The organism is Ewingella sp. AOP9-I1-14 (assembly GCF_052375995.1).
Lineage (GTDB): Bacteria > Pseudomonadota > Gammaproteobacteria > Enterobacterales > Enterobacteriaceae > Ewingella > Ewingella allii.
Map to the genome: position 1 here is coordinate 549,017 of NZ_JBQSVA010000002.1, position 12,956 is coordinate 561,972.

Sequence of the window (12,956 nt, forward strand, 5' to 3'; positions counted from 1 at the left end):
ATCAAATACCTCCTTCCAGAATCTCAGTTAAATTTTCAAATCTCCACCACTCAATGCTGCGAGCAGAAATCACTTTATTATCTGCATGGAAAAAACCCTTGTCAGCGAAAATAAGCACTTGTTCTGTGATAGCGTTATCTTCATGCCATTTTTTTAAAACCCCGTTCGGATTTTCATCACTAGTGAAAGCAATTACAGTCAAATTACCACTGGATGCTCTTAATCCTCGCTCAATCTCCAAATTGATATGTGCATCACCAAAGCTATAGCCAGCAATCAGTAAAACACGCTGATTACCATATTTGGGATTTAAAACTAACCGAGCTCTATGCATTAAGTCTGCATAAGGATCGAGCTGAGTCTCGCGATATTTAGTCGAAGCAGGCCAAATCATAATTTTTGAAACTTGCGATTGACTACGTTTAAGATGTGAAGCGATGCGTAAAGGCGTTGACGATGACGGGTTTTCGGCCCAATTTATAGAACCATGTAATTTAAATATGCGAGCATCTAGGCCTTTCAGATCAAACGTAGAAGGAGACCACCACCCTGATACGCCACCTTCTAAGCCATCAGCGTAGCGGAGTTTGGACAAAGCCAATGCATCCTCTATTAGTGTGTCGTAATTCATCACTAGGTAATCAATAGCTCCTGTAGAACTTTCCTTTCCCGGTCTGATCGGACGATGAAGCGCCTGAACAAACCGCTCATGAATTTCAGAATCTACAGCGATATTGATGACTTCAAAAATCGCAAGTTTGATTTCATCTATTGCCTGCAATAACTGTTCATTTCGATATTCAATGTCGCCAATTTTTACGTTGTGAATAGCAACATTTCGATTAGTACGACGCGATGTAATTGCTAGCCAATCAACCAACTCACTTAAGTAATCCTCGATATGTGACGTTGGATTTGCGCCATCAAAAGAAATTTGAATAGCCTTCAATATTTGCTTTGAATCCGCAGAGAGCTTTGCGCTTTCTAGCGCCTTTGCGGTCAACTGATTAGTCAAAGGTAAACCTGCGCAAGCGCTGGCTCCTGCCCCAAGCAATACAGCTTTTGAATGCGAAAGAAGTTCCTCAAGCTTGTTTAGCGCCCCTCTGAATTCTTTTTCCTCAAAAATACTGGTATCAAATGCCATATTTCCTCCTTAGATATTATCGTTGAAAGCGGAATCGAGAGATCAATTTGTACAAACCATTTGAATCATCCAATTGATCTTTACCTTTTATTGAGGAAGGTTCGCATAATCAAGTCTTCTATGGGAAGGAGTGGGCGACTTGCGGTGAAACTTCTCTCGTTTAGACCGTCGTGAATTTCTACTGCCTTTGTGGAGATTAGATCATCGTAAATGAATTTCTTATCAGCTTTACTTATCTTGTTTAATTGTTTAAGGTTTGGCCGTTCCATTTGAATGACATAACGTTTCATTCCATTTTCAGCGTCTTCACATGACTCATGTTCTTTGACTCTCTCATCCATACTGGTTGCATATCGATCAATAAATTCATCCATTGATAAACCATCGCAATGTATTATGCGTCCCGAGATGTAATGAGAAAATCCACGTTGCTGTTCAAATTGTATTGATTTTTTCATACTAATGAAACCTTCACCGAAAATATTCAAAGAATTATTTACAGCAAGGAAATATATATCTACAGTGAAGTTAAATATTACTGGGTATATGTCAACATATCGTTTATAGAAGTTAAATGCCTCACGAATATATCTCTTAGTTTGGTCATTTTTCGTATCGTCTATAACACGTTGAATTATCGCTATCGGCAACAAGCATAAAATACCAACTTCTGCGCGCAGATCGCCAAAATCCTCTGTCTTTATTCCTTTCGAATCACTCAATAATTCGGAATGATGTATTGCGTAGTTGCGTAACGTTTTTAAAGCCAGATAGCGCTTGTTTGATCTACTAATATTTTCACCAGTTGCCTTTTCGAATTTTTCGACTGAACTACATAGCGAGTTAAGTAAATTATTGAGATCATCGGCATCTGACGAGGCAGTAAAAGTGTAGTATCTTTTGAAGAATCTGGATATTTCAATTTCACAACTTTCTTTTGGTGTCAGAATGTCCATACGCTAATTCCCCTCAGATATTCAGATCAATAAAACTATATTTGTAGAAAGAGTATGAATATTGCTTGTAATTAAGTAACTACATGGTGATGTTGTAAGTACTTAACACAACGCTCGCTCTTAATTAGGAATGTGATTTGGCGCGCATTATGCCACAACGCCACAAGGAGATCGCCTCCTGGCGTGGTCATTTTTCAGGCAGGTGGTAGGTATTTGTCCGAGGAAGGGCATGACGCGGCGCTAATTTGCGTTATTTTCGGAACCGAAGCCGTTTCGAGACCACTTATTGGGAAATCCCCTGCTGACAGGCGGGGTTCTATTGGCATTAACTGGTCAACTAAGCGAGACGTCATGGAAGTTCAAAAACACGGACATCTGCCGAGCGAGCTGCTGCACAACGTTTTTTCAAACCTGAAAGATGATGCTAAGTCGCTGGCGGCGATGTCAGAGACGGACAAGCACAGCCGCGCCAATGCGCTCTACACCTTCAGCACCTTCCCCGAGGGCGAGAAGCAGCAACAGTTGCTTAAAGCCGTGCTGGGGCGGGATGAAAAAACCGTGCGTTTTATTCTTTCCAGCCGCATTAATCCTGACTTGATCAATAAGCCGACGCATTTCCAGCACGGCTCGCATAATGCCTGGGCCTGCGCGGTCTCTGGCTCGCGGAAAGAGATCGTCAACATGCTGGCGTCCTACCCCGGCGCGGTGCCGACGGCGGAGAATCTGCGTCAGGCTTTGCTGCATTATGACTCATCCCTGTTCCCCATCATGCTGAACAAAGCCCTGAGCGCCAACCCGAATCTGTTACAGAAGGAAGGCACCGGCTTGCTCAACTCGGCGATTGGGCAGATGAAGCATGAGCTCATTCCGTCGCTCATCCAACACGCCGGGGTGGATATCAATAATACGCTGGCGGATAGCAACCAGACGCCACCGCTGAGCCGGGCGATTCAGCGCGGGGACAAGCAGAGCGTCAGCGCGCTGCTCAACTCACCCAACATTGATGTCAACAAAGGCGACCGCCAAGGCAACACGCCGCTGCATATTGTGCTGAGTAAGGACTTGCCGAGCCGCAGCATGACCGAGAACCTGCTCAACGACCGACGCCTCGACCCCAACCAGAAGAACGCCAGCGGCCAGTCGCCGCTGCATATGCGCAGCCGGTTCAGCGGCGTGACTTTTATGCACAATCAGTATGTGAAAACCCTCTCCCAGCCCGACATGAAACCGATGAAGCTGCTGCTGTCGCGCCCCGACGTTGACGTCAATTTGCAGGACAATCACAAGGGCGACACGGCGCTGCACATCTGCGCCAAATCCGGTAACAGCCAAGGGATTGCCCTGCTGCTCAGCCACCCAAATATCAATCTGAATGTAAAGAATCGACAGGGTGAGACGGCCCGCGACGTGGCAAAACGCTATAAAAACCCGGAGATTTCCCAGATGTTAAAGCAGGATAATTCGTTGATGAGTAAAGTGAAAAACTGGAAGATCTAGTTTGGTAGCTGCTGTCACGTTTTGTTAATTATCAGCAGATGCAAATTTCAAACACTTAACTTACACTCCGGTTCATGAAAAAGATCCGTCTGCTTATTTTGCTGATTTTGTCCATTACGCTGCCCTCTCTGGGGCTGGCGTCGATGAACTTGATGGCGCAATGTAATCTGATGACGGAAACCTCGTCCAGCGCTCCGACTATGCCCTCCATGGCGGGCATGAGCGGCATGGAGGGGATGCCTGATGACTGCATGGCGAGCAAAAACGCCCTGTCCTCTTCGCACGGCAAACAGCAGAGCGGCCAAAACTGTAAGTTTGGTTCTAACTGCAACCTCAACACCATTTTGACCTCCTTTGCTCCGCTGAATTTATCTGCGCCTTACCACGCAGAGGCTCAACCTACCCCGGAAACTCCCTTTTCTCCTCCTCTTGAAGGCCAGTGGCGCCCTCCTCGGCTTGCGTGATTCTTAACGACTGTTAACGCCGTCCAGCCTGTGGCTTGGCGGAATAGGTATGCCATCGCGCGTGCCGTTACTTTCATGGGATCACCACGATGTCCTTCAAATCGTTCTATCTTCCTGCCCAGCTTTTGCTGGTGGGACTTGCGCCCTTGGCTCACGCCGCGCCGCTGACCTTCAGCTATGCGGTGAGCAGCGCGTTACAGCAATCACCCGAACTCTCTGCCAGCCAAACCGCCGTGCGCTCGGCGCAGTCCTCGGCTATTCCGGCCGGTGCCTTGCCTGACCCGAAACTGGTGACCGGCATCGACAACTTTCCCATCTCCGGCCCTGCCGCCAACTCCTTCACCGAAGAGTCCATGACCATGGAGAAGCTCGGCGTGATGCAGGATTTCCCCAACGCCGCCAAGCGCGATGCGCGGGAAGATGTTGCCAGTGCGCAAATCCAGCAGGCCGGTTCACAACACAATGTGTTGCAAGTCGACGTGGCACAGGGCGCCGCCGTGGCGTGGATAACGCGCTATTACCTCGAGCAGCAGCTCGACTTATTGCAGCAGCTTGAGCATGAAAATGACGCGCTGGGCAAAGCCCTTCAGGCTCAAGTGGTCTCCGGGCGCACAGGCCTTGCCGACTCGCTGAATGCCGATGAAAAACGGGCAGACTTGGCGGATCGCGAAGACCAGCTGCGCCGCGAGCTGCGGGTCGCCACCGCCACCCTCAGCCGCTATATCGGGCAGGATGCCGAGCAGCCGCTGGTCGGCCACGCCCCGGACCTGCCGGTGGATGGCGCGAGCTACATCAAGTCCTTGCAAAAAACCGCCAAAATTCAGGCTTTCAACAGCGACACGGCCAAGGCTAAAGCCGAGCTGCGCGCCGCCGAAGCGGAGAAAAAGCCGGACTGGGGCGTGGAGCTTGATTACCAGCGCCGCGACCCGATGTACGGCAACATGGTGTCGGTGCAGTTCACCGTCGGCCTGCCGCTGTTTGCCGCCAGCCGCCAAGACCCGATCATCGCCGCCAAAACCCTCGACCTCACCCAAGTCGGCGAACTGCGCGACGCCGCCATTCGCCAATTAACCAACCAGTTGGACAACGATCTCGCCGACTACGCCACCCTCGGACGGCAGATCGCGCGCATCGACCAGCAGTGGCTGCCCCTCGCCCGGCAAAAAGTCTCTCTGCTCACCGCCGGTTATTCGCGCGGCACAAGCGACGGCGCGGCCCTGATTAATGCCCGCAGCGCGGTGCTTGAGCAGCAGCTGAGAAAAGCCGGTTTGCAAAGCCAGCGCGACCAGCTGGCCGCCGCCCTCTATTACACCTTTGCTGGAGTTCAATGATGACAAGTAAATCCTTCAAGCTGGCGGCTCTGGCACTGCTTTGCATCGCGGCTGGCGGCGCATCGGGCTATTGGCTGGCGAAAAGCCAAGCTTCGGCGGCGCAACAAGATCCGGCCAAAACCGCCACGGCGGCCGAGCCGAAAGCCCTCTATTGGTATGACCCAATGGCTCCAGCCCAGCATTTCGACAAGCCGGGTAAGTCGCCATTTATGGACATGCAGCTGGTGCCGAAATACGCCGACGCGGCAGACGCAACCACTGCGGACAGCGGCGTGAAAATTGACGGCGGCATGGTGCAGAACTTAGCGATTCGTTTAGCGCCGGTGGCCCAAGGGCCAATCACCTCCAGCATTCGCGCCGTGGCTAACGTGGTGCTCAATGACCGCGACGTGGCAATTGTGCAGGCGCGCAGCAACGGCTTTGTGCAGCGCAGCTACCCGTTGGCGGCGGGTGACGTAGTGGCCGCCGGTGCACCACTGGTGGATTTACTGATGCCAGACTGGGCGGGCGCTCAGGGGGAGTATCTGGCCCTGCTGCACGGCGGTGACAGCGCACTGCGCGCCGCAGCCAGACAGCGTCTGGTGCTGCTCGGCATGCCCGCCTCGCTGATTAATCAGGTCACGCGCAGCGGCAAGGCCCACCCGGTCTACACCCTCACCGCGCCCATCAGCGGCGTGATCCAGTCACTCGACATTCGCCAAGGTATGACGGTCGCCAACGGCAGCACGCTGTTGCAGCTCAACGGCATCTCCAGCGTCTGGCTGCAAGTGGCGGTTCCCGAGGCGCAGGCCGCACAGGTGCAAAACGGGCAAATGGCGCAAATCAGCTTCCCGGCTTATCCCGGAAAAACCTTTAGCGGCAAAGTCAGCGCCATTCTCCCAGTGGCCGACGCGGCGAGCCGGACCCTAAACGTCAGGATTGAAGTTGCCAACCCGCAGCAACTGATCAGGCCGGGGATGTTTGCGCAGGTTAGCCTGCAAAGCAGCACTCAGGCTGACAGCCTGTCAGTGCCGAGCGAGGCGATTATTCGCACCGGCCTGCGCAACGTGGTGATTGTCAGCGAGGCTAACCACCACTTCGCGCCGGTAGAAGTCCAGCTTGGAGCTGAATCCGCAGGCCGCACTCAGGTGCTCTCCGGCCTGCAAGCGGGCCAGCAGGTGGTGGCTTCCGGCCAATTCCTGATTGATTCAGAAGCCAGCCTGCAGGGCGTTCTGGACAAGATGGACACGGCACAAAACGGAGGGACGCAGCCATGATCGCTCTGCTGATCCGCTGGTCTATCGCCAACCGTTTTCTGGTGTTAATGGCGACGCTGTTTATCGCCGCCGCCGGGATCTGGGCCATTAATACCACGCCGGTCGACGCCCTGCCGGACCTCTCCGACGTGCAGGTGATCGTGCGCACCAGCTATCCGGGGCAAGCGCCGCAAATCGTCGAGAATCAGGTCACCTACCCAATGACCACCACCATGCTGTCGGTGCCCGGCGCGCAGACGGTGCGCGGCTATTCGTTTTTCGGCGACTCCTTCGTCTACGTGATTTTCAAGGAAGGCACTGACCTCTACTGGGCGCGTTCGCGGGTGCTGGAGTATCTCAGCCAGGTGCAGTCGCGCTTACCGGCGGGGGCGAAACCGGCTCTCGGGCCAGACGCCAGCGGGGTTGGCTGGGTGTATGAGTACGCGCTGGTGGATAAAAGCGGCAAGCACGACCTCAGCCAGCTGCGCGGCATACAGGACTGGTTCCTGCGCTTCGAGCTGAAAAGCCTGCCGAACGTGGCGGAGGTTGCCAGCATCGGCGGCATGGTCAAGCAGTACCAGATTGTGCTCGACCCGGTGAAGATGGCGGCTTATCGCATTGCTCAGCAAACCCTGGTTAACGCCGTGCAGCAGGCCAATCAGGAAGCCGGGGGTTCCGTGCTGGAGCTGGCGGAAACCGACTATATCGTGCGGGCTTCGGGCTACCTGAAGACCCTCGACGACTTCAGGAAAATCCCGCTCAGCGTTGAGAACGGCATTCCAATTACGCTGGGCGACGTGGCGACGGTGCAAGTGGGGCCGGAGCTGCGCCAAGGCGTGGCTGATCTTAATGGTCAGGGAGAGAGCGTCGGCGGCGTGATCGTGCTGCGTTCCGGCGAAAATGCCCGGGCGACCATTGCCAGCGTGAAGCAGAAACTGCACGAGTTGCAGCGCAGCCTGCCGGACGGCGTGGAAGTGGTGCCGGTGTATGACCGCAGCAAGCTGATTGATCGCTCCATCGACAACCTCACCCACAAATTAATTGAGGAATTTGTGGTGGTGACGCTGGTCTGCGCGCTGTTCCTGTGGCACTTCCGCTCGGCGCTGGTGGCGATCATCTCCCTGCCGCTTGGCATTATGCTTGCCTTTTTGCTGATGCGCATTCAGGGCATCAACGCCAACATGATGTCGCTGGCGGGCATTGCGATTGCCATTGGCGCGATGGTCGATGCCGCCATCGTGATGATTGAAAATGCCCATAAGAAGATTGAGCACTGGCGCGCCGAGCATCCCGGCGAGAAGCTGGAAGGTCAGGCGCACTGGCAGGTGATTAGCGACGCGGCGACGGAAGTCGGCCCGGCGCTATTCTTCAGCCTGCTGGTGATCACCCTGTCGTTTATTCCGGTCTTCACGCTGGAGTCGCAGGAGGGCAAGCTGTTCGGCCCGCTAGCCTTCACCAAAACCTACGCCATGGCCGGGGCTGCTCTGCTCTCCATCACGCTAGTGCCGGTACTGATGGGCTTTTGGATCCGTGGCCGAATTCCCGATGAAACCCGCAACCCGATTAACCGCGGCCTGACCCGGGTCTACCGGCCAATGCTCGACTGGGTGCTGCGCTGGCCTAAGCTGACGCTGCTGCTGGCGGCGCTGACGCTGTTTACCGTGGTATGGCCGCTAGACAAGATTGGCTCGGAGTTTTTGCCAGCCATTGACGAGGGCGACCTGCTGTATATGCCGTCGGCGCTGCCGGGGCTGTCGGTGTCCAAGGCTTCGCAACTGCTGCAACAGACCGACCGGCTGATTAAAACTGTGCCGGAAGTGCAAAGCGTATTCGGCAAAGCCGGGCGCGCCGAAAGTGCCACCGACCCCGCGCCGGTGGAAATGTTCGAAACCACCATTCAGTTCAAGCCGCGCGACCAGTGGCGTAAAGGCATGACGCCGGACAAACTGGTGCAAGAGCTGGACCGCGTGGTGAAGGTGCCGGGGCTGGCAAACATCTGGGTGCCGCCAATTCGTAACCGCATCGATATGCTGGCGACCGGAATTAAAAGCCCGATCGGCGTGCGTATTTTGGGGCCTTCGCTGGAGGCCATCGACCACACCGCGCAGGCCATCGAAAAGCTGGCGAAAAGCGTGCCGGGGGTGAACTCGGCACTGGCGGAACGCCTGAACGGCGGCCACTACATCGACGTGAACATCAACCGCGCCGAGGCCAGCCGCTACGGGCTGAACATTGCCGACGTGCAGGCGATTGTCTCCTCGGCGATTGGCGGCGCGAACATTGGCGAAACCGTCGAAGGGCTGGCGCGTTACCCCATCAACCTGCGCTATCCGCGCGAGATCCGCGATTCGCTCAACGGGCTGCGCGAGTTGCCGATTTACACGCCGTCCGGCCAGCAAATCACCCTCGGCACGGTCGCCGCGCTGGGCATTAGCTCTGGCCCAACCATGGTGAAAACTGAAAATGCCCGCCTGTCGGGGCTGGTATATATCGACGCGAATAGCCGCGACGTGACTTCGGTGGTCGAAAAACTGCGCCACGCGGTGGACCAGCAACTGCACCTGCCGCCGGGGGTCAGCGTTGAGTACGCCGGGCAATTCGAATACCTGCAACACGCGGTGCATCGGCTGAAGCTGGTGGTTCCAGCCACCTTAGCCATCATCTTCCTGCTGCTGTATCTGATTTTCCGCCGGGTCGAAGAGGCCCTGCTGCTGATGTTCACCCTGCCGTTCGCCATGGTCGGCGGTATCTGGCTGCTCTACCTGCTCGGCTATAACTTGTCGATTGCCTCCGGCATTGGCTTTATCGCGCTGGCGGGGGTTTCGGCGGAGTTTGGGGTGATCATGCTGGTTTATTTGCGCCAAGCAATGCAGGCCCACAACCCGAATAACTTGCCAATCTCAGCGCGAGAAATGGATGAAGTTATCCGCGAAGGCGCGACCCTGCGCGTCAGGCCGAAAGCCATGACCGTGGCGGTTATTCTCGCAGGCCTGCTGCCGATTCTTTGGAGCGGCGGCACCGGTTCTGAAGTGATGAGCAGAATTGCCGCGCCGATGGTCGGCGGCATGATCACCGCCCCGCTGCTGTCGATGTTTATTATCCCCGCACTCTGGCGCCTGCTTGCCGCGCGCCGCTTTGCACGCACCACCCCAACTGAAAACACCTCAATTATTCAACACAAAGAAGGAAGGAAATAACATGTCTAAAATCATCAAAACCCTCGCACTGTCTGCCGTCATTTTCGCTGCCGCGCCGCAGTTGGCTTCTGCCACCAGCATGTCAGGCGACATGGTCGGAATGGATATGTCAGGCAATAGCGCCAAAAGCGATACCGCCAACGCCAGCGGCGTGGTGAAGAAAATCGACACCGCCAATGGCATGGTGACGTTGCAGCACGGTCCGATCCCGGCTATCCAGTGGCAAGCCATGACCATGGGCTTCAAAGTCGCCGATCCCGCACTGCTGAACACGATTAAAGAAGGTGAAGAGGTCGACTTCAGCCTGAAGCCGGAGAACGGCAATCAGGTGGTGGTGGCGATTGCTGCCAAGAAATAAGCCCATAAAAAAACCCGGCTGCGAGGCCGGGTTTTTCACACTATGCGCTAGGCGTCGGATTAGAAGTTGTAGCCGATAACCGCGTAGTAACCCCAGCCGGTAGACTTCACGTCGAAGTTGCCGTTGCCGAAGTTCAGCTCTGCGCCATCTTGCCACTGGCCGCCGTTGTGGAAGTAACGCGCCACGAACGAGTAGTGCCAGTGGGTGTAGTTCAGAGAAAGAATGTGGCTTGACGCGACAGAGTTGCTTGAACGCGCTTTACGGCCGTTCACGTCTGCGAAGTCGTTGTCACCTAAATCTGAACCCCAGTCGAAGTTGGTGAACCCGATGTAGCTCAGGTTACCGCCCCACAGTGGGGTCAATGGAACGAAGTATTTCACTTTGAAACGGTAGCCGTCCCAGCTGTTTTCGTTCGCCGCACCGTAGTTTTCCCACTGGTATTTCGCATACACGTTCAGGGAGAGGCTCATTGGCAGGTGAGTATCGATATCGGTACCCAGACCCATGAACCAGGTGTTCTGGCGGTTATCGCTGTTCGGGCCCATATCGTAGATATAGTTGTTCGCGAAGTACCACTCTTTGAACGGACCGAAGCTCAGGTCAGTGCCGGTCAGCTTGTCGATAGAGAAGCGAGGTTCGATTTCCATAAACAGCGGAGAACCGTTCTTATCCCAGATACCGGTGTCATTACCGTTACCCGCGCCGAAAGTCTTAGGAATATCGATATAGCCGTAGAAATCGAACCAGTCTTTGTGTGCAAAAGCTTCATATTCGAGGTAGACGTCGTTACGGATGGTTGGTCCGAAACGCGTATCCGCGCTGCCCACCACGTTAACGCTTTGATGCCACCAGTCAGAAACGAATTCGCCTTGTGTGTCGTCAGCCAGTACGGTCGCGCTGTAAGACAAAGCTAAAAGTGCGCCAGCTGCAATTATTTTATTGTTCATTGATTTACCAGGGAGCGGTTAGAGAGCAACTCCTTTTGCCAGAAGGAGACAATTTTTACGAAACAGTCAGGTCGGATTTACAGGTTATTGTCCTGCTATATCTGACTAAATGTTTAAAACCGTAATTGGCGTGCCACATCACTACGCATAAAAAAGAATTCAAAACTGTGATCCGCAACCGATTGCGAGCCTTTAATACAAAGGCGCTGAAATTTCCAGTCGCCACAGTTCAGGTTCAAATTTTGTTAGCTAATAAATAGGTTTGGTCAATGTTTGTCAATTTCTGTTTCATCTTCATACACACTTTGTGTGATTGCCGTCACACAAAGTTCATAAATGGATGATAAGGGAGTGCAAAGAAAGCTTCGCAAATTGTGCCAAATACGTACATCTGCCATTTGTCGTGCTATAGTAATGACAATTAGCCGAATGATAAAAGGAGTCTGTTATGGATAGTAAAATTTCAGAGCTGCATCCCAAAAACGCCCCACTTCCTGCAATGCGTTTGTGGCAATCTGCGGGGCTTCCCGCAAGTGGAGGAATCAGTTTGATTAACGCCATACAGAAAGGTTTTTCAGTTGATAGTATCAACCGTCTGAATGCCGAACTGGGATGGTCAAAAATGGCACTACTGGAAATAATGGGGATCAACGAGCGCAGTTTTGCTCGTCGTAAAGCCGAAAATGGGCTGTTGAAAACGGATGAAAGTGAGCGCGTAGCCCGGCTGATACGCATCGTTGACGCAGCAACCGATCTCTTCGAAGGCGACCGCAGCGCCGCCCTTGATTGGATACGTCGCCCTGCTCCCGCACTCGGCGGCGTGCCGCCGGTAGAGATGCTGGCTTCAGAAGCCGGCGCGTTAGAAGTCAACCGCCTGATTGGCCGTCTGGAATACGGGGTCTTTGGGTGAGGCTGTACCGCATCGTCAAGACCAAACACCTCTCCACCGCCTGGTCAGGAACCGGCGCCCAACTTTACGGCGGGCGCTGGAACCCTCCCGGCAAGCCGGTGGTCTATCTCGCCACCAGCATCTCACTGGCGATCCTTGAGATCATGGTCCATCTGCAAAGCAGCCTATTACTTCAGTCTTACACCCTGCTGAGCATTGATATTCCTGATGAAAAGCTGGAGCAGCTGAATCTCGACAACCTGAGCGAAGACTGGAAAGATCCCTCGCCACCGGACAGCACTCAGAGCCTCGGCGAAGCGTGGCTACAGTCTGCCAGCAGTGTGGGTTTGCGCGTGCCGTCGGTGATCGTGCCCAGCGAATTCAACGTCATTGTGAATCCACTGCACCCTGATTTTGCGCCACTGCTGGCGAGTGTTGAGAAGCAGCCGATGGCCTTCGATCCGCGCCTGATTTGACCCAAACGGTTTTAACGCGAACGGTCGCTGCGATAAATCAGCCACAGCGCGATAGCCAGACAAGGGATCGCAGCAAGACGATGCCATGAAAGCCCAATGGTGGGGTTGTGCAGCCAGCCAAAGTTATCAATCATCATCCCCATCGCCAGCTGGCCGAGGATCACCGCCACCGTCGCGGCGGCGGTGCCGATGCGCGGAACGGCAATCACCATGATGATGATGTAAGGCACGCCAAATAGCGCCCCCATAAGCTGCCACTTCGGCACGGTCAGCAGCGTGGCGGATTGCGGAGTTTGCAAAAACAGCACCAGCAACGCGGTAATGGCGGCACCCACGCCGAAGGTCAGAAAGGCGCTTTTTAATACTCCAACCTGCTCGCCTAACTTGCCATTAACCGCCGCCTGCATGCTCAGCGCAGCACCGGCGATCACCGCCAACACAATCATAATCAATTCAGTCATC

At 54.3% G+C, this 12,956-nt stretch carries 12 protein-coding genes; 8 read left to right on the forward strand and 4 right to left on the reverse strand.

Features of this window, described 5'->3' with window-relative positions; all coding sequences use genetic code 11:
• Position 1: 1 nt before the first annotated feature.
• Entirely contained in the window at positions 2–1,144 is a 1,143-nt protein-coding gene (locus ACT3RT_RS07665; protein ID WP_496202772.1) for an SIR2 family protein, read from the reverse strand.
• A gap of 80 nt (positions 1,145–1,224) precedes the next feature.
• Complete coding sequence (locus ACT3RT_RS07670; protein WP_496202773.1) at positions 1,225–2,100, reverse strand: hypothetical protein; 876 nt, start codon at positions 2,098–2,100, stop codon at positions 1,225–1,227.
• Positions 2,101–2,451: 351 nt separating this feature from the next.
• Here ACT3RT_RS07670 and ACT3RT_RS07675 point away from each other — a divergent pair, with 351 nt between their 5' ends.
• From ACT3RT_RS07675 to ACT3RT_RS07700, 6 genes are all read left to right on the forward strand, one after another.
• The gene (locus ACT3RT_RS07675; protein ID WP_496202774.1) at positions 2,452–3,597 is read left to right on the forward strand and encodes an ankyrin repeat domain-containing protein; all 1,146 of its coding nucleotides are present in this window, start codon (positions 2,452–2,454) and stop codon (positions 3,595–3,597) included.
• A gap of 74 nt (positions 3,598–3,671) precedes the next feature.
• Positions 3,672–4,061 (forward strand): hypothetical protein, encoded by a 390-nt coding sequence (locus tag ACT3RT_RS07680; protein WP_496199650.1) that lies wholly within the window; start codon positions 3,672–3,674, stop codon positions 4,059–4,061.
• A gap of 89 nt (positions 4,062–4,150) precedes the next feature.
• Positions 4,151–5,392 (forward strand): TolC family protein, encoded by a 1,242-nt coding sequence (locus tag ACT3RT_RS07685; protein WP_496202775.1) that lies wholly within the window; start codon positions 4,151–4,153, stop codon positions 5,390–5,392.
• A complete protein-coding gene (locus ACT3RT_RS07690; protein WP_485902750.1) occupies positions 5,389–6,648 on the forward strand; it encodes an efflux RND transporter periplasmic adaptor subunit in 1,260 nt (419 codons plus the stop codon). The genes ACT3RT_RS07685 and ACT3RT_RS07690 overlap by 4 nt, the downstream gene beginning before the upstream one ends.
• Positions 6,645–9,824 carry an efflux RND transporter permease subunit gene (locus ACT3RT_RS07695; protein WP_496202776.1) on the forward strand — a complete coding sequence of 1,060 codons (3,180 nt, stop codon included), beginning with the start codon at positions 6,645–6,647 and terminating at the stop codon, positions 9,822–9,824. Before ACT3RT_RS07690 ends, ACT3RT_RS07695 begins: the two co-directional genes overlap by 4 nt.
• Position 9,825: 1 nt before the next feature.
• Entirely contained in the window at positions 9,826–10,182 is a 357-nt protein-coding gene (locus tag ACT3RT_RS07700) for a copper-binding protein (RefSeq protein WP_496202777.1), read from the forward strand.
• A gap of 59 nt (positions 10,183–10,241) precedes the next feature.
• On the opposite strand, the gene ACT3RT_RS07705 is transcribed toward ACT3RT_RS07700, so the two are convergent.
• Positions 10,242–11,129 carry a nucleoside-specific channel-forming protein Tsx gene (locus ACT3RT_RS07705; RefSeq protein WP_353501491.1) on the reverse strand — a complete coding sequence of 296 codons (888 nt, stop codon included), beginning with the start codon at positions 11,127–11,129 and terminating at the stop codon, positions 10,242–10,244.
• A 448-nt stretch (positions 11,130–11,577) separates the two neighbouring features.
• Between ACT3RT_RS07705 and parS the strand changes: the two genes are divergently transcribed.
• Positions 11,578–12,039, forward strand: coding sequence for a type II RES/Xre toxin-antitoxin system antitoxin (gene parS / locus ACT3RT_RS07710; protein WP_496202778.1), 462 nt, complete (start codon positions 11,578–11,580; stop codon positions 12,037–12,039).
• Positions 12,036–12,494, forward strand: a complete 459-nt coding sequence (locus tag ACT3RT_RS07715) for an RES family NAD+ phosphorylase (RefSeq protein ID WP_353501489.1) — start codon at positions 12,036–12,038, stop codon at positions 12,492–12,494. Before parS ends, ACT3RT_RS07715 begins: the two co-directional genes overlap by 4 nt.
• Positions 12,495–12,505: 11 nt before the next feature.
• On the opposite strand, the gene ACT3RT_RS07720 is transcribed toward ACT3RT_RS07715, so the two are convergent.
• Positions 12,506–12,955: a DMT family transporter gene (locus ACT3RT_RS07720; protein WP_353501488.1), complete on the reverse strand. Its 450-nt coding sequence runs from the start codon at positions 12,953–12,955 to the stop codon at positions 12,506–12,508.
• Between the last annotated feature and the right edge of the window lies 1 nt (position 12,956).

Bases quoted from the DNA above. Each gene is read 5' to 3' on its own strand.
- ACT3RT_RS07665 (WP_496202772.1), bottom strand. From the start codon at position 1,144: ATGGCATTTGATACCAGTATTTTTGAGGAAAAAGAATTCAGAGGGGCG.
- ACT3RT_RS07680 (WP_496199650.1), top strand. From the start codon at position 3,672: ATGAAAAAGATCCGTCTGCTTATTTTGCTGATTTTGTCCATTACGCTG.
- ACT3RT_RS07675 (WP_496202774.1), top strand. From the start codon at position 2,452: ATGGAAGTTCAAAAACACGGACATCTGCCGAGCGAGCTGCTGCACAAC.
- ACT3RT_RS07685 (WP_496202775.1), top strand. From the start codon at position 4,151: ATGTCCTTCAAATCGTTCTATCTTCCTGCCCAGCTTTTGCTGGTGGGA.
- ACT3RT_RS07690 (WP_485902750.1), top strand. From the start codon at position 5,389: ATGATGACAAGTAAATCCTTCAAGCTGGCGGCTCTGGCACTGCTTTGC.
- ACT3RT_RS07700 (WP_496202777.1), top strand. From the start codon at position 9,826: ATGTCTAAAATCATCAAAACCCTCGCACTGTCTGCCGTCATTTTCGCT.
- ACT3RT_RS07720 (WP_353501488.1), bottom strand. From the start codon at position 12,955: ATGACTGAATTGATTATGATTGTGTTGGCGGTGATCGCCGGTGCTGCG.
- ACT3RT_RS07705 (WP_353501491.1), bottom strand. From the start codon at position 11,129: ATGAACAATAAAATAATTGCAGCTGGCGCACTTTTAGCTTTGTCTTAC.
- ACT3RT_RS07670 (WP_496202773.1), bottom strand. From the start codon at position 2,100: ATGGACATTCTGACACCAAAAGAAAGTTGTGAAATTGAAATATCCAGA.
- ACT3RT_RS07695 (WP_496202776.1), top strand. From the start codon at position 6,645: ATGATCGCTCTGCTGATCCGCTGGTCTATCGCCAACCGTTTTCTGGTG.
- parS (WP_496202778.1), top strand. From the start codon at position 11,578: ATGGATAGTAAAATTTCAGAGCTGCATCCCAAAAACGCCCCACTTCCT.